Here is a 24,316-nt window from a genome sequence, read left to right as displayed (position 1 = left end):
ATGTCGAAAAATAAGACAACAAATCAACTTTGGAAAGTATTGGGTACGGGCTTCGGGGTGGCAGTCACCTTGGGAGGGACTGTAGGTACAGGAATACTCCGAAAGCCAGGTCCTATAGCAGATCAATTGGCCAATCCTTATTTAATTATTGGTTTATGGCTATTGGTAGCTGCTTATGCCCTCTTAGGAATCAGTACGGTGTTGGAACTTAGTTTATCCATTCCCAAAGCAGGCGCTTGGTATGGATATGCAGAAAGGGCATTTGGTCGATATATTGGATTTTTAGTGGGTATTAGCTCTTGGTTAGGCACGGTTACGGCCTTAGCCTTTGGTTCCTATACTTTCAGTGAATATGTGGGGATACTTTTCCCATTTTTTGAACATCAAGAAAATTATGTGGCGGTAGGTACCTTAGCGCTCTTATGGTTTTTCCATCAATTGGGTGTGGTGATGGCTGGCAAATCCCAAGAATGGCTGTCGGGTATTAAAGCATTGGCACTCCTGGCTTTTATTATACTCTGCTTCGCGTATGGTTCAGGAGGCATGTGGTATGAAACCAGTGCTAGCCCTAAAGGACTTCCTCTGTGGTCGGGCATCATGACGGCCTTATTATCAATTTTTTATGCCTTTGACGGCTGGCATACCGCAGCTTATTTCACGGAAGAAAATGCCGATCCAGTTAAAAGCATGCCAAAGTCAATGTACATAGGTGTCATTTCGGTAGCTACCATTTACCTATTCATCAATATAGCCATCTTGTATGTACTTCCCTTGGAGGAAGTGCGTCATTCCAAATTAGCTGCGGCAGATGCCATCACCTTGCTTTTTGGCGCCAGTACCGGTAAATGGATTACGGCATTTTTAGCCCTCAGTATTTTTGGGATTTTAAATACTCAAGTGATGTTTGCTCCTCGGGTGCTGTATTCGATGAGTCGAGATGGCCTTTTTTGGAAAAAAGCAAGTGAGGTCAATGCGGTGGGCAGCCCAAGTTTTGCCACACATTTAACGGTGGGAATCTCCTGTTTGCTCCTATTAACTGGAAAAAACTTGAATGAACGCTTGTCTGATATAGCTACATTTTTCTTTGTGGCCAGTTATATTTCTGGCTTTTCTTCCTTGTTGAGGTTACGACAAACCGAACCCCACTTACATCGACCCTATAAAGCCTGGGCTTATCCCTATGTTCCGAGCCTTTTATTATTCATTTCGGTTTTATTTTTAGCAGGAACTTTGATTCAAAATCCCCTTAGCGGAATCTATGTGCTCTTCTTCATTGTGGGCACGTATGTGTTGTATCGAAGTCTATTTACATCGAAAAAGCCTGATTTTTAGGAAAACGATGCTATTGGGTTCCACAAACCGAATTCTTCTTGCTGAATGACCCGTTTTTAAGATCAAAATGAATGAGTAATTTTAAATACACAGGCAGGATTAGCTGGATATTCTACCTAAATCATAGCTTAACTTGTTGATTTTCAATAGTTCTATAACAGATTTCCATGAATTGCTTATATTTAGTTAAATTTTAAGCCTAAAATGCCCAGATTAAGACTTAGTTCTATCTATTTGAACCCATTTATAAGCTACTAATTATGTCAGATTTGTTTAAATCAACTTCTGAAAGTGAACATGTCGAAAAAGAATCCATTGTTGACCTTAAAAAAAACAAGCTTAAAAGAAAGCTTCTTCAACAACTTTATGATTATGGTCATTTCACGATTGCTCAACTGACCAAACACGTCCATACCAGTGTTCCATCAGTAACCAGTTTGATTGAAGAGTTAATCAGTGAAAAATGGATTGTAGAGATTGGGCCTGCTGAAGTTCAGCTAGGCCGAAAACCCGCTTTATATGGACTCAGTCCCCATGAAAGGTATGTCATGGCATTGGACATGAACACCTATGCCAGTAAAGCCTATATCTTAAATTTACATAATGAGGTGATTTTTAGTCAATCTATCCCCTTCGTAATAGAAAACAAACCCATTATCGAATCCCTTACTCAGGAAATACATACTATTCTTCAAGCCTCGCCCTGTAAGATTTCTAACCTGGAAGCGATTAGCATATCCATGCCTGGATTAATCAATCCTAAAACAGGTATCAATTACACCTATCCCCATATTTGCACTAAGGGTAAAAGCCTACCTTATGAGCTTAAAAATTTGCTCCACGTCAATACCTATGTTATCAATGACACCAAGGCCATCACATTAGGTGAACATCATTTTGGCCTTGCCCAAAATATCCAACATGCCATCACCGTCAATATGGATTGGAATGGTGTGGGTTTTGGTTTATTAGTCAATGGCCAAGTGGTACTGGGAGAATCTGGATTTGCGGGTGAATTGGCCCATATTCAAGTGAAACCCCAAGGTGAATTATGTTATTGTGGAAAAGTTGGTTGCTTGGACACGGTAACAAAAGCTTCTTATTTAGTTAAGAGAATCAAAGAACTCATCAAAGAAGGACACGTTTCATTGCTGACTAAGGAGAATCTGGAAAAAATTGATATCGAAATGGTCATAGATGCAGCCAATCGAGGAGATGAATTAGCTATTGACTTACTACAAGAAATGGGGAATGAAATGGGAAAAGTGCTGGCCATAGCCGTTCATCTACTAAACCCCAAGTCCATTATTATCAATGGTGTTTTGGCCAATGCTGGTAAATTTATAAGTAATCCAATCGAACAAGCCATCTACAAATATTGCCTAGCCGATTATAAAGAGAATTTACATGTGGAAATTTCTGAACTGGGTGAATCGGCCAAAATCTTAGGATTACAAGCCTATGCCATCCATAATATTCTATCGGAAAACGATGGATGAGCCCTCCAAGGTTTGGATAATCTCTCCTAGTTTAAGACATTCAAAAACGCCAAGATTTGTTTTTTGTTGACACTCACGGATTGATTGGCCAAATTGGTCATGATGGTAAATAGATACCGTTTACCATGGGCATTTTGGTAATACCCCGACAAATTATAGGTATTTCCAAAGGACCCTGATTTAGCCCAGGCATGTGATTGAGGATTGGCCAATTTCATGGATTTCAAAGTCCCCGATTTACCTAATTCAGGCAAAAGGAATTTCCACTGGGATTCCATAAGCCGATCCTGGAGTTTTTGTAAAATCATTATCATGTCCTTCGGGCGAAATAAATTATAGCGGGATAAGCCTGAACCATCCACCCATTTGACCTCCTTCAAAAACTCAAAGCTAGGCTCTTGCATTAATTTTTGGATGATGTTAGCCGTGGGCCCATTCCAGCCTTTTTGGGCTCCCATCAAATAAATCAATTGCTCCCCCACCATATTATCGCTGTAATGAAGCAGTGGCACCAACAAACTATCCAGCTTTCCAGCATAAACCAATTTCGATTGAAGTGAATCACGTTTGACTGCTCGGTAATGAACCGTTTTATGTAAGGTATCTGACAATAATTGGGCCGTCAAAGTCGGGGAAGTGATATAAGGAATCGTGATGCTTTTGGGGGAAGATTTGGCATCAGGTGCAGGGAGGCGAAATTGATTACTTGTTCTATCTCGTGAAGCATCTTTTTCGGATGTGATGCTCATGCTGGATTGAAAAAAGGAAGGATGAACCTTCCAAGCATGGCCCAGATTAGTAAAATGGGCTAAGTTCTCATACAGAGGTAAAGTAGAAATTTCAGCCGCATAATAATCTTGATAATCATCCCAAGCCCAGCCCGCTCCTTGAGGAAGGGTTAGTTTAGCATCATCTGCATAGACCAAGTTTTTTTGTGAAGCTTGTAAAAAATCCAACATTGCCTTATTCTTTAATTTGGCATGTAAAGTTGATGGATCACCCGTTCCCCAAAAATACAAGCTATCTCCTTGCTCTTGATAAGCAAAAGCAGGAATTGAATCTGGCAGTATAGTTTTGGCTAAAAGAAAGGTCAGTAATTTAGCATTGGATGCCGGCATAAAATACTGTTCTGCTTGTTGGGAAAACACCATCTTTCCATTTTGATCCTGAATGAGAATGCCTGTATGTAATTGATTAAGTCCGGATTGTACATATGCTTTTTTGATTTTAGCTGTTTGGCAAGAAGTAAAAAACAGGCCAGTCAAGAAAAACAATAAGTAAGCCGGACTTTTCATAAACATAGGTGAAAGGCTGAGGTGATTGGGAAGCTTAAGCGAAAATTACGTATTTTTAAGCTCATTCTTTTCAACATGTTAATCGCATTTGTACTTTTTTATTTGGCATTGAACCTGGCGGTGGGCTGGTGGGCGAGTAAAAAAGTGCATACCACCCAAGATTTTGTTTTGGCAGGAAGAAACCTTCCATTCGCCTTAGCTACCATGGTCACCTTTGCTACCTGGTTTGGATCTGAGACCATTCTAGGAGCTCCTAGGGAATTTGTACACGGAGGTGTATTATCGATCATTGAAGAGCCTTTCGGAGCTGCTTTGGGTTTAGTCATTGTGGGGACAGTCTATGCCCGTAAATTATACCCCTTAAAAGTATTGACGTTTAGTGATTATTTCCGACAAAGATTTGGCAATTTCTCCGAAAAGCTTTCTGCTTTGGTGATGGTTCCCTCCTATTTTGGTTGGATATCGGCACAGCTGGTGGCCTTAGGACTGACCTTACACTTACTTTTGCCCATCAGTACCGAATGGGGCATTGTACTGGGTGCTCTCTTAGTCATGACCTATACCTTGCTAGGAGGAATGTGGTCCATTTCCATCACCGACTTTTTACATAATATCATCCTCATCATTGGATTGGCATTTTTAACTTTTTTACTGTATCAAAAAACTCCCGATCTAGGGGCAATCATACAGCGTCAGGACGTCGACTTTTTCAAATTCACTCCCCAAAAACACGATGCCACTTCCTGGCTCAGCTATGTAGCTGCGTGGGTTACTATAGGTTTAGGGTCTATTCCGCAACAAGACATATTCCAACGAGTGATGTCGGCCAAATCAGCCCATGTGGCAGGAATTGCCAGTTTTTCAGCAGGCATCATGTATTTAACTGTGGCCATTTTACCTTTGATGATCGCCTTTTTAGGGGTGAGTTTGTACCCTAGTTTATTATCGGACGACATGCTCTTAATCCCTCATCTGGTCATGAAATTCACCCCTACGGGAGTGCAAATTTTATTTTTGGGGGCATTGCTTTCGGCCTTATTGAGCACCACCAGTGGTGCCATTTTGGCTCCAGCTTCGGTGCTAGGAGAAAACTTGATTAAACCGATGTTGAAAAACCCTTCGGATCAAAAAGTATTGCGCATCATTCGACTGTCGGTGGTATTAGTCACCCTATCATGTATCTACATGGCCGTTAAAAGGCAAAATATTTTTGAGCTCGTAGGCGAATCCTCGGCATTTGGCTTAGTCTCTTTATTTATACCGCTGAATGCTGGCTTATGGTGGAAAAAAGCCAGTTCAATGGGGAGCCATCTGAGTATGATACTGGGCTTAGGCGTTTGGGCCTATTTTCAGTTTGTTGCCCCATCAGACATCCCATCGATTTGGCCAGGACTAGCTGCCAGTTTGCTTGGATTACTGCTAGGGACCTATGTGTGGCCTAATCCACCCAAGGCTGTTGAATAGCCCCGAGGTATGCTCCTTTCTTTTGTAAGAAAATTAAATCTTGCAAAGCCACCCCTACGTTCGGGTATAAATGAAGGCTGGATAACTGAGCAATTGGAATCCAACAAATTTCTTGGGCCGTGGTTTCTTGAGCTTGTAAGAGGGGTATTCCTGAAACAATTTTACCCTCAAAAAGAATATGCAAGGAGCTTTTTTTCTCCTCTTGACTAGGAATTTCCGCCATCAACAGCATGCTACCTACTTCTACTTCGACAGCTAACTCTTCACTACATTCTCTAATTATTGTTTCTGGGAAAATTTCTCCAGGATCTGGATTTCCACCTGGGAAATTATACACCATTCCTGAGCCAAATTGGTAGCGCATTAATAATACATGATCATTTTCCATAATCACTATGGCCGGTCTACATCGCATATTTTAACTTAATTAGATAGGGTTTATCTGCTTAAATATAGCCATTTTTTTCAAAGCTCCCGAAAGAATTTTACCTTTGGTACACTAAAAAAAGAATATGAAGCTTGCAGACGTTTGCCGCAGTATGGAACAATGGGCACCTTTGGCCTGGCAAGAATCCTATGATAATGCCGGATTGTTGGTTGGAGACCCTGCTACGGAAGTAACAGGTGTTTTAATCAGTTTGGATTGTACGGAGGAGGTGGTCGACGAAGCTATTCAAAAAGGCTGCAATGTGATCATTTCGCACCACCCCATCGTGTTTAAGGGTCTCAAATCACTGACAGGGAAAAATTATGTGGAAAGAACGGTCATCAAAGCCATTCAACATTCCGTAGCCCTCTATGCTTCTCATACCAACTTAGACCATGCTCCGAAAGGAGTGTCCTATCATTTAGCCCAACAATTAGGGGTGAAAGGGAAGGTCCTGTTGCCCGCTGAAAATGCCTTAAAACAAATCAGTTATTATGTTCCCATAGCTCAGCAAGAAGAAGTCAGGAATGCCCTCCATGCGGCTGGTGCAGGAAATATAGGCGAATATGCTGAATGTAGTTTTGCCGCAGAAGGCCTAGGTAGATTTACGCCATCAGCTGAGGCAAATCCGGTGATAGGCCTACAAGGCATGGCCACTGAAGTGCAAGAAGTGAAAGTGGATATGATTTTCCCTAGTCATTTGGAATCCAGCATCATAAGTACATTGAAAAAAGTGCACCCATATGAAGAAGTAGCCTATTTTATTCATTCCTTAGCTAACCGCTGGAGTGAAGTGGGTGCCGGTTTTATCGGCGAGTTAAGCGAGGCTATGTCGGGGAAGGATTTTATCCAATTTGTCAAGAAATCACTGGGTCTATCGGCTATACGGCATACACCACTATTGAAAAAAGAAATCAAGAAAGTAGCGCTATGCGGTGGAGCGGGAAGTTTTTTAATCCCAGAGGCCAAACGACAAGGAGCGGATGTATTCTTGACAGGTGATTTAAAATATCATGAATTCTTTGATGGCGAAAATACCTGCATGCTTTGTGATATAGGGCATTATGAATCGGAAGTTATGATAAAGGATGCTATCCATGCTTATTTGTCAAATATTTTTAGTAATTTTGCCGTTCTGAAAAGCGAGACCTTGACCAATCCGGTCAGGTATGCATAAGAATAAAGAGAGTTAGACACTTTCAAACGTAACAATAATAATGGCTACAGCTACCGAAACTACGATTGCCCAAAAGTTAGAAGCATTATTAAAGCTTCAGACCATTGATTCAGCCTTAGATAATATCAAGAAAGTTAGAGGTGATTTACCCGAAGAAGTACGTGATTTAGAGGATGAGATTATGGGTTTAGAGACTCGTTTGTCTAAATTCCAACAAGAAATCGCGTCTTTTGAAGAGCAAATTTCTAACTACAAAAATTCTAAAAAGGATTCTGACAAGTTAATTGTGAAGTACAAAGAGCAACAAATGAACGTGCGTAATAACCGTGAATTTGAAGCTATTTCGAAAGAAATTGAACTTCAAGGATTAGAAATGGAGATTGCTGATAAACGTATCAAAGAAATCGATTTCAAAGTATTGAATAAAAATGATGAAATCGCTTCGGTGGAATCTACTTTGTTTGAACGCAAAAAGGATTTAGAACAAAAGCAAAAAGAATTAGAGGTCATCATCAACGAGAGTGAGGAAGATGAGCAAAAAGCGATGAAAGATCGTGATAAAGCTTTGAAACTAGTTGATCCTCGTTTATTTAAGTCGTACGAGAAATTACGTGATAATGCACGCAACGGTTTAGCCGTAGTAATGGTGAAGCGTGGTGCTTGTGGTGGATGTTTCAGTTCTGTACCTCCACAAAGACAAACGGACATCAAAGACAAAAAGAAAATCATCGTGTGCGAACACTGTGGTCGTGTTTTTGCCGGAGTGGAAGACGTTATTCCTCCTCCAGAGAAAGAAAAGAAAAGCCGTAGCAAGGCAGCGGTTGCCGCTCCTGCTGCTCCAGCTGCTGAATAATAAAAAAGTCTCCCGAAAATTTCGGGAGACTTTTTTTATGTTGATTGTTTGGGAATTATTTCTGCACCATGCCCAACAAAGAAGTCAATTTATCTTTTAGGTCTTTACGATCTACGATGAAATCCAAAAATCCATGTTCCAATACGAAATCGGCACTTTGGAATCCTTTAGGTAAATCTTTACCAATTGTTTCACGAATAACGCGTGGTCCTGCAAAACCAATCAAAGCTCCTGGTTCTGCAATATTAAAATCTCCCAACATGGCAAAAGAGGCTGTTACCCCACCCGTGGTTGGATCTGTCAATAAGGATATATAAGGAATCTTGGCTTCATCCAATAAAGCCAAGCGAGCCGAAGTTTTGGCCATTTGCATCAAAGAAAAACCTGCTTCCATCATTCGAGCTCCACCGGAACGTGAAATCATCAAGAAAGGTTGCTTGTGCTCCAAAGAATAATCAATGGCTCTAGCAATTTTCTCCCCAACCACGGAACCCATGGATCCTCCAATAAAACTGAAATCCATAGCAGCTACCGTGATGCGCATACCATTCATCTCTCCATAAGCGGAACGAACAGCATCTTTTAAACCCGTTTTTAACTCAGTCGCTTTTACTCGATCAGGATAATTTTTGGTATCCACGAAATTCAATGGATCTCCTGAACTCATTAAGGCATCTAATTCGGTATATCGAGTTTGATCAAATAGCAACTCAAAATAATCTTGAGAACCTATTTTCTCGTGATAATTGCAATTAGAACAAGTATACGCAAATAAACGATGTTCTCTGGTATGAATGGCCTTCTTGCAAGAAGGACATTGATACCACAAACCATCTGGAGCTTCTCTTTTGAATTCGGTAGGAGTTTGAATTCCCTTATCTTTTCTGGTAAACCACGACATATTTTCTTTTTTCTAAAGGACTGCAAAGATAATTAAAAAGAGGTGGCATGGAAAACTAATTCCCTATTTGATATTTATTTCAGTAAAAATACGCGTTTTACCCATTGCTGTTTGGCCGTTTTGACTATACAAAAATAAGTCCCTGTTGGCCAATTTACCGCCTGAATTTCGGTATCCAACATAGCCCCACTCACCGTCACATTTTCTTGATAAAGCACTCTTCCTTGCAAATCAATCACGTTAAGCTCCACGCTTTGACCCATTTGTTCCAAAGGCAATTGCACCCGAAATAAACCTTGACTAGGATTTGGTCGTATCAATAAACCGCTAGCTTCTGTACCATTTTCTACGGCCAAGACCAATTTAGGTGGCGTAACAGCCTGCGCGCCTTGGATATTCAAATTATCAATCGCCCAGCCCCAACCATAGGCCCCCACGTCGGAATGAAGGCGGAAACGTAATAATACTTTATCTCCTGGGTTAAATTTACCCGAACCCAATATATCAATTTCTCTTTTTTGGTATAAGGTAGCCGAGCCTTTCAAAATGGAATTCCCATTTTTATCCACGTTAGTACCAGCCCACCCTTTTTGCCATTCGGTATACTCATTGGAATCCCATCCATCTCGTAAATTATACCAAGTTAACCCCTCGTCTTTTGAACCTTGTACAATGACATAATCATAAAAAGAGCGGTTCTGCGTTCCATCTGCATTTAAAAAGGAAGTCCCTGTAGTCTCCGCCGTTTCTACCAATACCACTTCATCAAAAAAGATTCTAGCGGTATCAGCCCTCACAATAATAGGCTTTAATAAAATTGCATCACTGTTGGTAAACTTATCTGAACCACCCGAATTATCGTAAGATTCTTCTGAACCATTCGCATAAGGATGCTCACTATTCAAACCAAATGATGTAAAATTAGCGGGTTGATTGATGGCAAAGCCTTTCAAATAAAAATCAGCGGTGGGCTTACTTTCAAAATCCGTTTTATAATTATTGACCGCATCCATGGAGGTTAAGACTACAAACTCGTAGTTACCTGTAGCAGGGAAATAGACATAATTAGCAATCTTCGCTTTGTCTTTGACCACCACCCGATATTTAATGATATCACCTGCCTTAATCTGGCCAGCCGTAAAGTTAAATACCCCCGAATAGCTAAAAGCATCCGTAGTAGAATGGGTAAATCCTGTTTTGACCACAGCACCAGAACCAATACTGTATTCCATATATATGGTATCTATACCAATGTTATCGTTGGCCAATAAGGTCGGTAAGGTTATTTTGGTCTGATTAGAAAAAACATATTTCAGTGGATTGGAATAAATCGCGACAGGTTTCACCGTATCCTGTCCGATCGTAAACTTATAATAACTTGAGGTGGTGGTTCCTGCAATTAATGGTGCTTGAGCAGGTGTGGTAAATTTCTTTCCACTGGCTTCTTCCGCTACCCAATAATAGGCAATGGTTCTTAATTTCGTGTCTTTGGGTAAGGTATAGGAATAACTCGTTCCGGATAATGTCAGTGGCCGAGAGGTCGCGTTCTGGATATTTCCATCGGAAGAAAGCATCAATTTCAATGAATTATCCTTCACAATGGTGTCTGAATATACTTTGACTGTGAACACATAATCCTTAGTCACATCTTCTGAATCTGTAAATAAATCTCCGGTAGGAACCACACTGGAAGAATACCATCCAAAATCATTGAATGCCGCTGGCACGATAGTCCCCAATTCCCGCGTAATTTCTCCTTTGGCAATACTGGGTGTCATCAAAGCATTGGGGTCCTTAGGGCGGTATTTAGAGGCATCTACGTGGTAGATGGATGAACCTTGGGTATAGGTAGTTGGGGCGTACAATTTCGCTTTCTCTTTATTAACAGCCAATAGCTTGGTGGTACTAAGGAATAAATTGGCCGAGGTCAATTGCGTTTTTAACTCGGGTGAATCATTTTTGAAGGATAGGGTGTCAGTCAGGCTAGTACCTGCACCATTCACCATGAACTGATCAAAAATTCCTGGATAAATGTAATAGGCTGTAGAATTATCCACCGTCACTTGTCCAATAAATCCAAGGCCGTGTCCAAATTCGTGCAATACAACTGAGTATAAATCGATTTGGTTGATAGTAGGCACTCCATCCAGTCCTTTGTACCAGTTGGCATAATCCGCATTAAAATTAGCTACTATATCAAAATCCGTCCCATTCAGGTTTTTATGTGCCATTTTTTCTGCTAAAGCAATGGGATAATAGGTGTTCACTTTGGCGGCACCGGGGAAATTACGTACGTTGGCCGTAGCGCCAGCACTTCCCAAAACGTTCGTAGCTAAAGTCCGCCAGCGACAAAGTATCTTAACTTCCACATCTGAATTTAATACTGCGGCCCACGATTCTGCTGCTTTTTCAAAAACAGCTCTCACTTCTGTGGGAGGTGGAGATTCAAAACTTAAGGTAAACTTGGCAGCACTAGCGGAGGTTCTATTTTGGGTACTTTTACTTTCAATATTTTTTTTTCTTACCCAGTCTTGCATCTCTTGGGTATAACCTTCAGGAAGCTCACGCTTTATTTTAGTGAATTCAGGAGTATATTCCTCAATCATCTTACCTGGAATCATTTCCATTTTATGATCTTGGGAATAGCTCAAATGCCAGATACCCAGCACGCCTAGTATGATGTATACAAATTTCTTCATAAGTGGTATTTATCCCTAAATATAAAGATGTTCTGCTAATATATTAATCGAAAAAGTCCCACTAATGGGGACTTTTTCGATTAACACACAAAATACGTCGATTAATAATTCGGATTTTGTTGAATATTGGAGTTAACACGCAATTCATTACTTGGTAATGGTAATTGCAAACGATAATCAGTAGCAGCTAAAGTCAAGAAACGAGCCGGAGTACCTGTTCCATCTGCTTTATCTCCACGAGAAGAACGAGAAATCCCTGTTCCTTTGCGCTTCAAATCAAACAAACGATGCCCTTCAAACGCAAATTCTAAGCGACGCTCTAAGTCGATAGCTGTTTTTAATGCATTCCCTGTTTCTGCAAAATTACCTGCGTCAAAATCCGTATAACGGTTTTTACGAAGATTATTCAATGCGGTCAAGGCTTCTGCATTTTTACCTAAATTGGCCAAAGATTCTGCCAAGTTCAACCAAACTTCTGCTACACGAATCACTTTAGAATCCGTTACGTTGGCATTACCCGTAGCTCTTCCAAACCATTTAGCAATGGAATTATAGGGCTGACCGTTGAATGTCGTTAAACGAACCGATGCCGCAGTTCTCACATCATTGGCTTTGAAAGATTGTAAGAATAAATGATCAACCACATATTCATTACGAACACCTGAAGCGGAACTTTGGCTGTATTCCACACCAGGAGTAATACGGTCTTTATCTACGATTTGTAATTTCAACAATACACCAGTATTCACGGCATCTGTCCAAATTCTAGCATAATCTGCTAAACCACCAGGGTTTGAACTTAATGCCAAGGAACGAGTGGCAGCATCCGCTGATTCTTGCCACTTACCTTCGTATAAATATACACGAGATAATAAGGCTGCAACGGCTGCTTTATTGAAACGATAAATACCATTCGATGATCCGATGGCAGCCTCCGCAGCTTTCAAATCAGTCTCAATTTTGCTAAAATTGGTTTTTACAGATTCACGACTTGGCTTCAAAGTAGCATCTGTAGACGTTACATAAGGAACCCCTAAATCAGTATCTGATGCTTGAGTATAGGCTTTTCCATACAAACGGACCAAATCAAAATGAGCCATAGCGCGGAAAGCAAGGGCCTCTGCTTTGTAATTTTCTTTAGATGCTCCTGCAGGTAAACGATCGATGTTTTCCAAAACGGCATTGGCACGACGAATACCGGTATAGGCCGTAGCAAACAATCCCCATGTTCCATCAGCCGTATACCGCCACTCATGAAAAGAAAGGTTAGATAAACGACCCGTACGCGCTACTAAGATATTGTCCGACAAAATATCGGGTAAGCTTATCATGGAACCTCCAAAATAGGAGCCTCCTAAAGCTGATCCATACATACCTCTGACTGCATTAGCAAAATCAGAATCTGATTCAAAGGCTTGTGCGATGGTCGCTGAGTTATATGGTCCCAGTTCCAATCCTTTTTCACAAGAGCCTAGTCCCACTAGGCAAACACTGCATATCGCTAGAATGAATTTTTTCATTTTCATGTCTCTACTAATTAAAATGTGATATCTAAACCTACATTGACTGTTCTAGTTTGCGGATATGAATAAGCCGCATACAATCCTTGAACAGTTCCACCTGTACTTTCCGCTTGACCAAATCCAACTTCTGGATCTCCTTTAAACTCTGGAGTCCAATAGAACCAGTTTTGTGCTTGAGCATATACACGTACCGACTGCATCTTGGCTTTCTTCACCCAGTTGCTAGGTAAATTGTAAGCTAAGGTTACGTTACGTAAACGGATATAATCTCCTTTTTGCAAGAAGCGATCAGAAGAAAAGGTTTGATATAAATTACGTGGATCTGGCAAGACATTCACGTCTCCTGCTTTTTTCCAATAATTCAACGCATCCACTGCCTGATTTTGATATACATTCTCTCCATCTGATGTCAAGTCTTGCCATCTATAGTTCATTACATAATGACCTCCTTGATAAACGGCATCGGCAGATAAAGTAACTCCTTTGTACGTTACCGTAGTTCCTAAACCACCAAAATACTTTATTTGACGAGATTTACCACTTAAAATAACCGCATCACCTGCGCTCCAAGTTTCAGTAGTAGCTCCATTTTTATCTAAATAAATAGGCGCTCCCGTTTCTTTGTTAACTCCTACATACCGGTTTAGATAATATACATCGATAGGCTCTCCAATCTTCAACTTAGAAACTCCACCAGAACGGTTTAAGTTGTCTTCTGTCAACTCCACCACCTTGTTATTGTTGTTGGTAAAGTTGGCTGAGATATCCCAATACAAATCTTTGGTTTGAATAATCTTGTAATTTAATGTCAACTCCAAACCGTTATTTTCAACGGCTCCAACGTTTTCAGTACGACTAGAAAAACCCGTAGTAGAAGAAACAGGACGATCAAATAATAAGTTAGACGTCTTCTTTTGGTAGTAATCCACCGAACCAGTCAACTTGTTCTTCAACAAAGCAAAGTCGATACCGATGTTAACTGAAGCTGATTTTTCCCAAGTTAAACTTGAATTTGGCAACTGAGATGGGAAAGTGGCCGAGGTAGTTCCATAACTGGAATAACGATACAAGCCTAAGGAAGTATAGTTACCAATACGGTCATTACCTGTAGTACCATAACTAGCGCGCAATTTCAATTGATTGATGAATGTTAAATCTTCCATGAAAGCTTCTTTGCTAATTTCCCAACCAGCACTCACGGAACCAAACAAACCATAACGATTATCTACTCCGAAACGAGAAGAACCATCACGACGAATAGACGCATCTAAGAAATAACGTTGGTTGAAATCATACCCAACACGACCGAACAATGAAAATAAAGACCAATCTGTCTTAGCGGAAGTAGCTGAAACCGGAGTGGATGCATTATCTTGGGTGCTAACTTTTCCATTAGGAAAACCTTTGGTTCCAAAGGAGAAAGAGCGGTAATTATCATTGGTATACTCAACCCCCACCAAGGCACGGATGTTGTGACTATCCGCAATGGTATTGGTATAATTGATGGTGTTAGAAAACACATAATTGAATGACTGATATCCATTATCTGTTTTAGAACCACGAGCTGCCGGGTCACCCACGTATTGATCCAAGATGGAGTTCGGCTTGATGTAAGACTCACGGTAGTAATCTACCCAGGTTACCCCCGCTTGTGATCTAAACTCAACGTTTTTCACGGGAGTTAAAGAAACATAGGCACTAGAAATACCGGTATTGGTAGTTAAGATCTCTGGATTGTTTTCCAAGGCTTCTGAAATGGGGAAACCTTGATGAGTCAAGTTAAAAGTTCCATCAGCTAAACGCTCAGGCTCGTAAGGGTTGTAAGCATAAATCGCAAATGCTGGATTCTGTGCATTGTAACGGTCACGAATTTCGTTGGTTCTATTATTAGAAAAATTCACATTAGTACCAATTTTGGCCCAATTGTTTGGTTTGAATTCCACATTGACACGACCTTGCTTTCTCCATAAATCAGAAGCCAATTTGAAGATACCTTCGTTAATCTGATTTTCTAAAGATAAATTATAGGTAAAAGTATCACTAGCTCCACTCACACCTACGCGAGTGACTTGATTCATACCACGACGTAATAAGGTATTGAACCAATCTGTTTTTTTAGACTCCAAAGTAGCCCACACTTTATCCAATTCGGATTGTGAAACACTTGCTGGACTAGTAATTCCAGCAGCATCAACGTATTCGTTGGCATAATCCAAGTCTCTTTCATATTCCAATTTTTGACGAAGGTTCATCATTTGGAAATTATCTGGAGTCTTCTCGTTGATACCATAAGAAGTCGAAACGGTTACTTTGGCATTTCCTTTCTTTCCTTTTTTGGTAGTTACTAAAATAACCCCATTGGCTCCACGAGAACCGTAAATAGCAGCTGAAGAGGCGTCCTTCAATATGGAAATATCTTCAATGTCATTCGGGTTCAAAGAGCTAAGTACGTTCACACTTCCGATAACTCCTTCGCTATTGGCGATAGGAACACCATCAATCACCACCAAGGGCTGAGCACCAGCGGTCAAAGTCCCTTCTCCACGGATACGTATAAACGCAGGAGCACCCGGACGACCATTTTGTGCCGTTACTTGGACACCCGCAGCTTTTCCTTGCAACAAATTTTCAAAACTTGCCACAGGCTTATTTTCCAAAGCTTTGGAAGTCACATTGACCTGAGCACCTGTTAAATTTTGCTTTTTTGCAGTTCCATAACCGATAACTACTACTTCCTCTAAACTAGCCGATTCTGGGACTAAAGACACATTAATGACGGATTTATTCCCTACAGACACTTCTTGTTTGGCAAAACCAACAAAACTGAAGGATAAAACGGCATTCTTTCCGGGAACGGAAAGACGGTAACTACCATCGTTGCTGGTAGTGATACCACGTGAGCTTCCTTTGATAGAAACACTCACCCCTGGCAAACCTGCTCCATCTTCTGAGGAGCTAACTTTTCCAGAAATTACTTGGTCTTGGGCTAGTACTGGAACTATCCAGAATAGCATCAGTCCAAGGCTGAACAATAATTTTCTTTTCATAAGGTACGTTTTTGATGAAATAATAAAGTAAAAATAAGGAACAGTAATATTTAACCACTTACTCACGTAAAGATTTTGAAAATTAGGGAATATCCCAATTTTACCAAAGAAAATTTAGATTAATCTAAAATAAGAGATTTTTTATTTGGCTTGTAGTAAGCTAAGCAGTCCCTCGAAATTAGGAACTTGAATTTGAGTATGGACTAATTCAGTGGCGGTATGAGAAGTAGTCATACCAACAACTTGCATACCAGCAGATAAGCCTGCTTGGATTCCTTGCAAGGAATCTTCCACCACCCAGCAGTTGGCATATTGGACTCCTAATAAATCAGCGGCTTTCAAATAAATTTCAGGATCTGGTTTTCCTTTTTTCACTTCCGCTCCACCGACGATGGCCTGGAAAAAATGACGAATACCTAGTCCATCAACGATAAAATCTATATTTCCCTGGCCTGCCGAAGTGGCTAAAGCACAGGCAATACCCTCCTCTTGTAAACCTTCTAAAAAGGTGATTAAACCAGGTGCTGCTACCCGATGAGCCGCATAAAAGTCCCTATAAATGGCTTCCTTCTTTTCCTCCAAATGCGCTATTTCCTCCTGAGACATGGATCGACCATAAAACCATTCGAAGGTATCTTTGGAATTCATCCCATTCAGCTCTTGATAAAATACTTCCCGAGTTAAAGGAATTCCGTGTTGCTGACAAAACAACAACCAGGCATCTACGTGGTAAGGCAAATTATCCACCACGACTCCGTCCATATCCAATAAAACAGCTTCAATAGACATTTTTATATAGTTAGTTGAAGGCCATCATAGGCCAAAAAAACATGGGGAGGTAATTCTTTTTGAACTTCGGCATGTAAGCCCATTTGATGGCTTATATGTGTAATATATGCTCGCTCAGGCTGTACTTTATCAATCACTTCCAAGGCCTCATCCAAGGTAAAGTGAGAGATGTGGGAGGTTTTTTTCAGGGCATTGATAACCAGGATCTTCGAACCTTTCACTTTCTCCAATTCCTCTTCTGAAATATAATTGGCGTCTGTGATGTAGGTAAAATCTCCAAAACGAAAACCTAGCACATCCAACATGTAATGACGCACCAAAATGGGTTGAATCTTTACGCCTTGAATTTCAAATGCCTCATGGCTGATGGGGATGGTTTCAATTTCAGGAACTCCTGGATATTTATTTTCTCCAAAGGCATAGGCAAATTCCCTTTTCAACTGGTCTATCACATTCACCTGAGCATACAAGGGAATACTGGATTTTTGAACATAATTAAATCCGCGTAAATCATCCATACCTGCGGTATGATCTTTATGTTCATGGGTATAAATTACAGCATCCACGTGCTTAATCTGGGCACGGAGCATTTGCTGGCGAAAGTCGGGGCCAGTATCAATGATAAAACTTTTTCCTTGGGTTTGAATGTGCATGGAAACCCGCAAACGCTGATCATGTTGATCAGAGGAAGTACAGACTTCACAAGAACATGCAATCATGGGTATCCCTTGGGAGGTACCCGTACCGAGAAATTCTACCGAGATCGGCGACATGCCGTTATTCTGTTAATGCTTTAACTTGAGATACAAGCGCATCAAAATTCAAAGGTTTAGCTAAAAAGTCATTAAATCCAGCTTCCTTGAAATCTTCCATGCTGTAATTTCTAGCATTACCTGTGATGGCAATCATAGGGATGTTGGATTTAGCCGTATCTACCAAAGCGCGAACAGCTCTTGCACATTCCATTCCATCCATTACTGGCATGTTAATATCCAAAAGAATGATATCAAAATCAGCTTTGGCTAATTCGTCCAATACTTGTTGTCCATTCTTAACTGCATGAATTTCAAAGTTTTGAAACTCTAATATTTTTCTAGCTAAATTTTGAATGACCGAACTATCCTCTGCAATCAATACTTTTTTCATAACACAATCTTGTTAAAATGGCTTAGGGACACATGCCCATAATGGGGTAAAAATAACCAAAGCATTGAGGAATTCAAATGAATTTTTGACATAAAAAAAGCGAACCTGTTTGGTTCGCTCTATTTTTAATTCATTTTCTCTATTTCACATAGAAAGAAACGGATGTTTTATCCCAATCCAAGGTTACCTGACCAGTTTCTGAAACGGCAATGCTGAATTGCTCCGTTATGGCATGCTCACTTGGTTTAGCCGTAACACGTAAAGCATCTTGTTCCGCTTTATACGTATAAGCACCCCACATTTTAGACTCTTTATTGAAAATGATTGTCCACTCGCTAGGACCAGGAATGGATAATAAAGAATAAACTCCCTTGCCCAATGGTTTGCCTTGTACCAGCACATCCGTAGAAAATTCTATGGTAGTAGCTTCATTAGCTCCAGTTCTCCAAACCTCTCCATAAGGAACCAAGGCTTTTTGTTCTTTGGTACCAAATACCAAACGTCCTTTGACCGATGGTTTAGCGTACTTAATCAAAACCTGGGCATTTCCCACTTTCTGAGAAGCAACAGCTGGTGGAGAAGCAGGGCTTTGTGCCAAGGCTCCAAAACTTAAAATACAAGAAAGAATAACAAGAAGCTTTTTCATGGTTGTGTTTGTTAATTTTTAGACTTACAAATTAAGCCAATAATTCAATTTTAACACTATAGAACGATTTCTTATATGAAAATTCTCTGGCAAATAGTTATCCGTATACACTAAAAACAAGTCAGAAGCTGGTTTATAACGCCATTGTAAACGAGCGTTTAAGTTCATATTCTTGGTTTGTTGGTTCAACTGAAAGAAGGTGGTAAAAAATAATTTATTGGTAAAGGTGATGTCCACTTTAGGTCTTACAATCCAAAACTCTGATGCAGAAATAATTTTCTTAGTGCTGCCATCAGCTTGTGCTACAGGCACTTCTACTCCCCAAATATCATTGTAATCCAAGGCTACCGAAATTCCTACGTGAGGCTGAAAACGGTATCCCAATTCTCCCGTAATACCTGTTCTGTTTCCATTACCATAATAGCCTCCAAAACGAGAAGTCACCGAATAGGTAAACAATTTGATTGGCGAAGATATGTAGCCAAAACCTACAGATCTCCAAGTGTGCTCCGAACCTTTTTTCTCTGGAATATTCCCCATACGAGTAGGGTCAAAATCATACAATAAACGCACATAATCATAGCCATGAAACGCTGAGAAGCTCGACTGATCTTTCATTTTTCCTTCTAAAGCTACGTAGGTCGTATTATCTGTTAAGCCTCCTGAATTATTCCAAAAACTTAAGCTGTTCAAGCGAATTTGCGCATAAAACAAAGAACTAGTTTTACTCTTTGGATAAAAGATTTTTCCTACTTCAGGATTGATGTTGGTATAATTTACACGGGGTACATAGCCTACTTCTGGATTATAGCTGTCCCCTACCCACTGGTGCTTCCAACTCATGATCCAGTTATTGTCTTTATATGCCAAAGAGGCTGCATGAGCAAAATTATTGGCTTTAGCATCTGGGCTGATGGACTGGTAATAGAAGATTTTTCCCGTCCAGAAATTATTGGATGAGGCCAAATTATACTCCACTCCTATGTTTCGGTTGAATTCGGCAAAACCATTTTGACGCTGCAATTCGGTATCAATGAACGATTGCTTATTGATCATGAAAATACCGATGTTCGAGCGGGCAAATAATTTTCTTTGCAAAGCCACCATCGAATAATTTTGCGTTGGCACACCTTTATCATCTATCCGCTGAGATTGAACATTCAATAAGCCTATTCTCCAATCATTCGTCAGTTTACCACTCACCCTAGCTCCGTAGGTAATGGGAGTTTGTTCATAAATTCCCGTTCTGGTATTTAAAGCTAAACCAATCCGGCGAGAGAAAAATGGTCGAATGGTTTCTGTTCCAAAGCCATCAAACAAATCAGAATTTTCAATAAAAAACTGGCGCTTTTCAGGATAAAATAATTCAAATCGATCTAGATTAGTTTGCTGACGGTCCACATCCACTTGTGAAAAATCTGGATTAATGGTTAGGTCCATGTTCATACTAGAACTTAATGCCACCTTGACGTCTCCCCCAATCTGTTTTCTAAAGCTGGTGGGATCTTGGGTTTCATAATTACTCGTCACGCCCGATAAGACATAAGGAATTACTGAAATGTTTTGCTTCGGTGCTGGAGGAGGGGTTTCCCATAATAAAACCCCAGAATAAGCTAAAGAAGCAGTAGGGAATTGTCTAGGTACAGGAGCCCAGGCTGATTTTTCTTTGGCTTGTAAATCCAATCGACTAAAATTGATTCCCCAGCGTGTGCTATTGTTTTTGTAACGAATGGACTTAAAAGGAATAGCAGCTTCCCAAATCCAAGATTCTTTATTGTAGGAGGTCGATGATTCCCATTTATTATCCCAGTTAAGGTTTACTTTGGCTCCTTCCGACATCTGACCATCCCACTGCGCTCCGGCGGCATTGGCTCCAAAAGAAAAGCCGGTGGTCTTATCATCAAATGTATCGATAAAGACTAAAAAATTATCATTGATCCCAAAACTAAAATCACGTTTCAGTGATTCAACTACGTATCGCGATTGTTCTTTCAAAAAACATTCAGCAGAGATGTATAGGTATTTATCATCATAAGTCATGCGAACATCGGTACGGACATTGGAACATAAAGTGTCTGTAGGGTTACACATAACAAAATCACTCACTTTGGCGGCTTCTAACCAAGCTGCCTCATCCAACTTGCCATCCATTTTCAAGGAACCTTTGGCTGGCTTGATGAGCATTTGAAAAATTTCGTTTCGTTTGGCTGTTTGAGCTAGAGATGAAAAAGTAGCAAGCGTAAATAATAAGAGGAAAAGTCGCTTCATAATATGGTTGTCGTAAATCAATCAGCTGCAATTTAGCCAAATTAAACGGAAGCCTAGGTAGGTCTTGTAGGGCAATGTCCGCAGGAACATGGAAATAATTCTCGAGTTTTTTTAATCCAATCAACAAAAATCCTTTTGCTTGTTTTATTTTTGTAGTCAGTATTAATTATCGCAACGAATTATGGGAAGAGCTTTTGAATTTAGAAAGGCAAGAAAGTTTAAACGCTGGGGTCAAATGGCCAAAACGTTTACAAAAATCGGTAAAGACATTGTTATTGCTGTGAAAGCTGGAGGAGCTGATCCTACAGGAAACTCCCGTCTAAGAGCCATCATTCAGAATGCCAAGGCGGTTAATATGCCGAAAGACAATGTGGAGCGTGCCATCAAAAGAGCTATTTCAAAAGATCAGGAGGATTACAAGGAAATTGTTTATGAAGGATACGCACTACATGGTATCGCTATTTTAGTAGAAACCACCACCGATAATATCAACCGTACTGTAGCGAATATTCGCTCATCCTTCACTAAATGTGGAGGAAGCTTAGGGACTCAAGGTATGTTGGATTTTATCTTTACCCGCAAATCTGCCTTCAAGATTGCTTCGAAGCCGGAGATTGATTTGGAAGAGCTGGAATTTGAATTGATTGATTTAGGAGGGGATGAAGTATTTTTAGATACGGAAACCAACCAAATCAATATCTACGGGGAGTTTACGGCTTTTGGGGCGATTCAAAAATACCTAGAAGAAAAAGGATATGAATTAGTAGGGGCGGATTTTGAACGTATCCCTAATGAGACAAAAGAACTAACAGATGAACAAGTGGCGGACGTTGAAAAATTAATTGAACGACTGGAAGAAGATGATGATGTTCAAAATGTTTACCACAATATGGGCTAAATCAAGCCATAAAAAGCACCTATGGCTAGGTGCTTTTTATTTTTTATCCACTTTCAGCTTGCTGGGACAGATCCCTACTTATCAATTTCAGACCTTAAGCGGAGTTAACCCCACCGCTCATCCCTATATTCAAAAACATCTTTTTGGCCATCAAATAGCCGCTGATTTTAACCTACAAGTTCAGCTGAAAACATTCGACTTCCCGTCGAAGGATTCATTCAAATTCCAAGCAGAGATTTATGTGGATCGAGATTCTATTTTAGGTCCACAATTACTATATACGTATAAAAGCCATTTTAAAACCCAAGGATTTAAAACGAAATCGGGTCATTGGGAAGAAATGGCAAAATTAAGTTCTCAAAGTTTAAAGTCACAATTTGCCATTTGGTGGAAGAACAATTGGGACAAAGACCCCAAATTAATCCAAGAAGTTCGGGTGGAATTTTTACCAGATTATGCTCCTAAGTCGGTGGATGAGGACACGGTATTCTTTGGACAAAAAAAATTGGATTGGACCGACTTTAAGGCTAAGCCTTATCCAGGTTCACGTTTTGCTGCGCAAATTTTTAGCAATTTTGAGTACCATGCTATACCTCGAATTGAACGAGGGATTCTCTATCTCCCCATTCAAGTAAAAGTATATATGCTTCGTTCTTTTTCATGGAAAAAAGAGAATCTTCCTGATAGAGCATTAGATCATGAGTCAACCCATTTTAAGATTACTCAGCAAGCTGCTAATCAATTCAAAGACCAAATCAAACAACAAAAATTAAGACCTCTTTGGTATGAAAGCGAGCTGCAATGGTGGTTTTTAGACGCCTATCGCTGGATGAATAGCACACAAAAAAACTATGATGAAGCTACGCAACATGGCATCAACCTGATGGAGCAAGAACAATGGAATGGCAAATTTAAATAATTAGATAACCTTCTATATTAATATTCTGCCTCGGAAAGATAGGCTTTTGCTTTCTTAGCATCAAATCGGTATAAATATGGTGCTTTATGGGCTCCACCCAGGTAACGCTTTTCCAGCCTAACCAAAATATCCATGCTTAAAATCTTTCTTTGGAAATTGGTACGTACTAATTTCTTACCCAAAATGGTTTCGTAGACCTGCTGCAATTCGGACATGGTAAAGGTCTCCGCCAATAGATTAAAGGCCAAAAGTTTTTGATCTAAAGACCAGCGTAACCTCTCCAATGCTTTATCTATGATGGCTCGGTGATCCAAAAACATGGTAGGAATATCATAAATATCATTCCAGGAAAACACATCGGACATTTGACCCAAATTGACATTTACTTTAGAAAAGTCGACCAAGGCATAATAGCCAATGGAAACGTAGCGATCAGACAGAAAGGAAGTATCTACACCCGCTTCGCCGATTTTCTCTTGAATTTTTGCGTGTTGTTGGATGGCATCTTGATTTCTTTTTACATCTCCGAAAGTATAAAACTGTTCCAGATAAATATCTTTTAAGCCTGTTCTTTCAAACAATACCCGACTAGCGGCTTGATCTATGTCTTCATTGGTTTTCACAAATCCGCCAGAAACAGACCAAACATCGGTATTCTTAAATTTCAAAAGAAGCACTTTCAGCTGGTTTTCATGAAATCCGAAAATCACACAATCCACCGAAATATGAGGTAACCAATCCACTCCTGAATATTCTTTCACCATAAACGTAAAATTTAGGGATGCTTTTGAATAAATTCATGAATTTGCTTCACGAATAGTTGGTATCCCTTTTCATTCAAATGCAAGCGATCCGCAACAAATATATCATCCATCAAACTGCCATCAACACGAAAAAAGGGGCTTTGCATATCGATATAAAAACGACCTTTTTCTTTCGAAACAATCTGTTGAATTCGGGTATTTAACTCTTTTTGTTTATCCAACATGCTTAAACGAGCTAAGCTAGGTCTAGCCGCAATAAATACCAATTTCGTTTTAGGCAATTTTTCTTTCAAGCGCTTAGAAAACTCCACAAACTCCTGAGCGATAAACTCGGGACTTTGGCCTTTGGCTAAATCATTATCTCCTTCATACATAAACACCCAGGCAGGTTGGTACTTTAGCACCATACGGTCAAAATAATACAAAGCTTCTTCTAAAGTAGATCCCCCGAACCCTCGGTTGATGGAAGGATAAGCTGCCATATCTCGGTCAAAATTTTTCCAAAGTCTAAAGCTAGAACTCCCCAAAAACAAGCGAAGTTTCTTGGCTGGCATAGCCAATGAATCTTGCGATTCATAAGCCTTAATTTCTTTTTCAAATTTGTTGATTTGTGCAAAAATGCTGGTGCTTATGAGTAACAAGCAGCCGAGCAATAGGTGTTTTTTCATG

At 40.1% G+C, this 24,316-nt stretch carries 20 protein-coding genes; 7 read left to right on the top strand and 13 right to left on the bottom strand.

Annotation, left to right across the window (positions count from 1 at the left end; all coding sequences use genetic code 11):
* Both EWU23_RS07345 and EWU23_RS07340 read left to right on the top strand, forming a co-directional pair.
* Positions 1-1,332 (top strand): APC family permease, encoded by a 1,332-nt coding sequence (locus tag EWU23_RS07345; RefSeq protein ID WP_166230332.1) that lies wholly within the window; start codon positions 1-3, stop codon positions 1,330-1,332.
* Positions 1,333-1,592: 260 nt separating this feature from the next.
* Positions 1,593-2,831 (top strand): ROK family protein, encoded by a 1,239-nt coding sequence (locus tag EWU23_RS07340; RefSeq protein WP_166230330.1) that lies wholly within the window; start codon positions 1,593-1,595, stop codon positions 2,829-2,831.
* A gap of 26 nt (positions 2,832-2,857) precedes the next feature.
* Here the strand turns inward: EWU23_RS07340 and EWU23_RS07335 are convergent, their stop codons facing one another.
* Positions 2,858-4,126, bottom strand: coding sequence for a D-alanyl-D-alanine carboxypeptidase (locus EWU23_RS07335; RefSeq protein WP_166230328.1), 1,269 nt, complete (start codon positions 4,124-4,126; stop codon positions 2,858-2,860).
* A 75-nt stretch (positions 4,127-4,201) separates the two neighbouring features.
* Between EWU23_RS07335 and EWU23_RS07330 the strand changes: the two genes are divergently transcribed.
* Positions 4,202-5,590 (top strand): sodium:solute symporter family protein, encoded by a 1,389-nt coding sequence (locus EWU23_RS07330; RefSeq protein ID WP_166230326.1) that lies wholly within the window; start codon positions 4,202-4,204, stop codon positions 5,588-5,590.
* Here the strand turns inward: EWU23_RS07330 and EWU23_RS07325 are convergent.
* Entirely contained in the window at positions 5,565-6,005 is a 441-nt protein-coding gene (locus EWU23_RS07325; protein ID WP_394367304.1) for an NUDIX domain-containing protein, read from the bottom strand. The genes EWU23_RS07330 and EWU23_RS07325 overlap by 26 nt on opposite strands.
* A 97-nt stretch (positions 6,006-6,102) precedes the next feature.
* Between EWU23_RS07325 and EWU23_RS07320 the strand changes: the two genes are divergently transcribed.
* A complete protein-coding gene (locus EWU23_RS07320) occupies positions 6,103-7,194 on the top strand; it encodes a Nif3-like dinuclear metal center hexameric protein (RefSeq protein ID WP_166230322.1) in 1,092 nt (363 codons plus the stop codon).
* Between the two features lie 40 nt (positions 7,195-7,234).
* The gene (locus EWU23_RS07315) at positions 7,235-8,047 is read left to right on the top strand and encodes a zinc ribbon domain-containing protein (RefSeq protein WP_166230320.1); all 813 of its coding nucleotides are present in this window, start codon (positions 7,235-7,237) and stop codon (positions 8,045-8,047) included.
* 55 nt (positions 8,048-8,102) lie between these two features.
* Here the strand turns inward: EWU23_RS07315 and accD are convergent, their stop codons facing one another.
* The 9 genes from accD to EWU23_RS07270 all read right to left on the bottom strand — a co-directional run bounded on the left by accD (position 8,103) and on the right by EWU23_RS07270 (position 21,066).
* Positions 8,103-8,948, bottom strand: coding sequence for an acetyl-CoA carboxylase, carboxyltransferase subunit beta (gene accD, locus EWU23_RS07310; protein WP_166230318.1), 846 nt, complete (start codon positions 8,946-8,948; stop codon positions 8,103-8,105).
* A gap of 74 nt (positions 8,949-9,022) precedes the next feature.
* On the bottom strand, positions 9,023-11,647 hold the full coding sequence (locus tag EWU23_RS07305; RefSeq protein WP_166230316.1) for a T9SS type A sorting domain-containing protein: 2,625 nt from the start codon (positions 11,645-11,647) through the stop codon (positions 9,023-9,025).
* Positions 11,648-11,748: 101 nt separating this feature from the next.
* The gene (locus tag EWU23_RS07300) at positions 11,749-13,167 is read right to left on the bottom strand and encodes a RagB/SusD family nutrient uptake outer membrane protein (protein ID WP_205753110.1); all 1,419 of its coding nucleotides are present in this window, start codon (positions 13,165-13,167) and stop codon (positions 11,749-11,751) included.
* 17 nt (positions 13,168-13,184) lie between these two features.
* On the bottom strand, positions 13,185-16,217 hold the full coding sequence (locus EWU23_RS07295) for a SusC/RagA family TonB-linked outer membrane protein (RefSeq protein WP_166230312.1): 3,033 nt from the start codon (positions 16,215-16,217) through the stop codon (positions 13,185-13,187).
* A gap of 141 nt (positions 16,218-16,358) precedes the next feature.
* Positions 16,359-17,006, bottom strand: a complete 648-nt coding sequence (locus EWU23_RS07290) for an HAD family hydrolase (protein ID WP_166230310.1) — start codon at positions 17,004-17,006, stop codon at positions 16,359-16,361.
* Between the two features lie 2 nt (positions 17,007-17,008).
* Entirely contained in the window at positions 17,009-17,770 is a 762-nt protein-coding gene (locus EWU23_RS07285; protein WP_166230378.1) for an MBL fold metallo-hydrolase, read from the bottom strand.
* 13 nt (positions 17,771-17,783) lie between these two features.
* Positions 17,784-18,152 carry a response regulator gene (locus EWU23_RS07280; RefSeq protein ID WP_166230308.1) on the bottom strand — a complete coding sequence of 123 codons (369 nt, stop codon included), beginning with the start codon at positions 18,150-18,152 and terminating at the stop codon, positions 17,784-17,786.
* Between the two features lie 139 nt (positions 18,153-18,291).
* On the bottom strand, positions 18,292-18,798 hold the full coding sequence (locus EWU23_RS07275) for a DUF2911 domain-containing protein (protein WP_166230306.1): 507 nt from the start codon (positions 18,796-18,798) through the stop codon (positions 18,292-18,294).
* Between the two features lie 24 nt (positions 18,799-18,822).
* A complete protein-coding gene (locus EWU23_RS07270) occupies positions 18,823-21,066 on the bottom strand; it encodes a DUF5916 domain-containing protein (protein WP_166230303.1) in 2,244 nt (747 codons plus the stop codon).
* Positions 21,067-21,247: 181 nt separating this feature from the next.
* Here EWU23_RS07270 and EWU23_RS07265 point away from each other — a divergent pair, with 181 nt between their 5' ends.
* The gene (locus tag EWU23_RS07265) at positions 21,248-21,964 is read left to right on the top strand and encodes a YebC/PmpR family DNA-binding transcriptional regulator (RefSeq protein ID WP_166230302.1); all 717 of its coding nucleotides are present in this window, start codon (positions 21,248-21,250) and stop codon (positions 21,962-21,964) included.
* A gap of 58 nt (positions 21,965-22,022) precedes the next feature.
* Positions 22,023-22,883, top strand: a complete 861-nt coding sequence (locus EWU23_RS07260; protein WP_205753108.1) for a hypothetical protein — start codon at positions 22,023-22,025, stop codon at positions 22,881-22,883.
* Positions 22,884-22,900: 17 nt separating this feature from the next.
* On the opposite strand, the gene EWU23_RS07255 is transcribed toward EWU23_RS07260, so the two are convergent.
* Both EWU23_RS07255 and EWU23_RS07250 read right to left on the bottom strand, forming a co-directional pair.
* Entirely contained in the window at positions 22,901-23,647 is a 747-nt protein-coding gene (locus tag EWU23_RS07255; protein WP_166230297.1) for an NUDIX hydrolase, read from the bottom strand.
* Between the two features lie 11 nt (positions 23,648-23,658).
* Positions 23,659-24,315: a GDSL-type esterase/lipase family protein gene (locus EWU23_RS07250; RefSeq protein WP_166230295.1), complete on the bottom strand. Its 657-nt coding sequence runs from the start codon at positions 24,313-24,315 to the stop codon at positions 23,659-23,661.
* Between the last annotated feature and the right edge of the window lies 1 nt (position 24,316).

The organism is Aquirufa beregesia (assembly GCF_011090385.1).
Classification (GTDB): domain Bacteria; phylum Bacteroidota; class Bacteroidia; order Cytophagales; family Spirosomataceae; genus Aquirufa; species Aquirufa beregesia.
Note: the sequence above shows the minus strand (reverse complement) of the source record. Positions and strands in the feature narration are given on the sequence as shown.

Bases quoted from the DNA above. Each gene is read 5' to 3' on its own strand.
- EWU23_RS07345 (WP_166230332.1), top strand. From the start codon at position 1: ATGTCGAAAAATAAGACAACAAATCAACTTTGGAAAGTATTGGGTACG.
- EWU23_RS07340 (WP_166230330.1), top strand. From the start codon at position 1,593: ATGTCAGATTTGTTTAAATCAACTTCTGAAAGTGAACATGTCGAAAAA.
- EWU23_RS07335 (WP_166230328.1), bottom strand. From the start codon at position 4,126: ATGAAAAGTCCGGCTTACTTATTGTTTTTCTTGACTGGCCTGTTTTTT.
- EWU23_RS07330 (WP_166230326.1), top strand. From the start codon at position 4,202: ATGTTAATCGCATTTGTACTTTTTTATTTGGCATTGAACCTGGCGGTG.
- EWU23_RS07325 (WP_394367304.1), bottom strand. From the start codon at position 6,005: ATGCGATGTAGACCGGCCATAGTGATTATGGAAAATGATCATGTATTA.
- EWU23_RS07320 (WP_166230322.1), top strand. From the start codon at position 6,103: ATGAAGCTTGCAGACGTTTGCCGCAGTATGGAACAATGGGCACCTTTG.
- EWU23_RS07315 (WP_166230320.1), top strand. From the start codon at position 7,235: ATGGCTACAGCTACCGAAACTACGATTGCCCAAAAGTTAGAAGCATTA.
- accD (WP_166230318.1), bottom strand. From the start codon at position 8,948: ATGTCGTGGTTTACCAGAAAAGATAAGGGAATTCAAACTCCTACCGAA.
- EWU23_RS07305 (WP_166230316.1), bottom strand. From the start codon at position 11,647: ATGAAGAAATTTGTATACATCATACTAGGCGTGCTGGGTATCTGGCAT.
- EWU23_RS07300 (WP_205753110.1), bottom strand. From the start codon at position 13,167: ATGAAAAAATTCATTCTAGCGATATGCAGTGTTTGCCTAGTGGGACTA.
- EWU23_RS07295 (WP_166230312.1), bottom strand. From the start codon at position 16,217: ATGAAAAGAAAATTATTGTTCAGCCTTGGACTGATGCTATTCTGGATA.
- EWU23_RS07290 (WP_166230310.1), bottom strand. From the start codon at position 17,006: ATGTCTATTGAAGCTGTTTTATTGGATATGGACGGAGTCGTGGTGGAT.
- EWU23_RS07280 (WP_166230308.1), bottom strand. From the start codon at position 18,152: ATGAAAAAAGTATTGATTGCAGAGGATAGTTCGGTCATTCAAAATTTA.
- EWU23_RS07275 (WP_166230306.1), bottom strand. From the start codon at position 18,798: ATGAAAAAGCTTCTTGTTATTCTTTCTTGTATTTTAAGTTTTGGAGCC.
- EWU23_RS07270 (WP_166230303.1), bottom strand. From the start codon at position 21,066: ATGAAGCGACTTTTCCTCTTATTATTTACGCTTGCTACTTTTTCATCT.
- EWU23_RS07265 (WP_166230302.1), top strand. From the start codon at position 21,248: ATGGGAAGAGCTTTTGAATTTAGAAAGGCAAGAAAGTTTAAACGCTGG.
- EWU23_RS07255 (WP_166230297.1), bottom strand. From the start codon at position 23,647: ATGGTGAAAGAATATTCAGGAGTGGATTGGTTACCTCATATTTCGGTG.
- EWU23_RS07250 (WP_166230295.1), bottom strand. From the start codon at position 24,315: ATGAAAAAACACCTATTGCTCGGCTGCTTGTTACTCATAAGCACCAGC.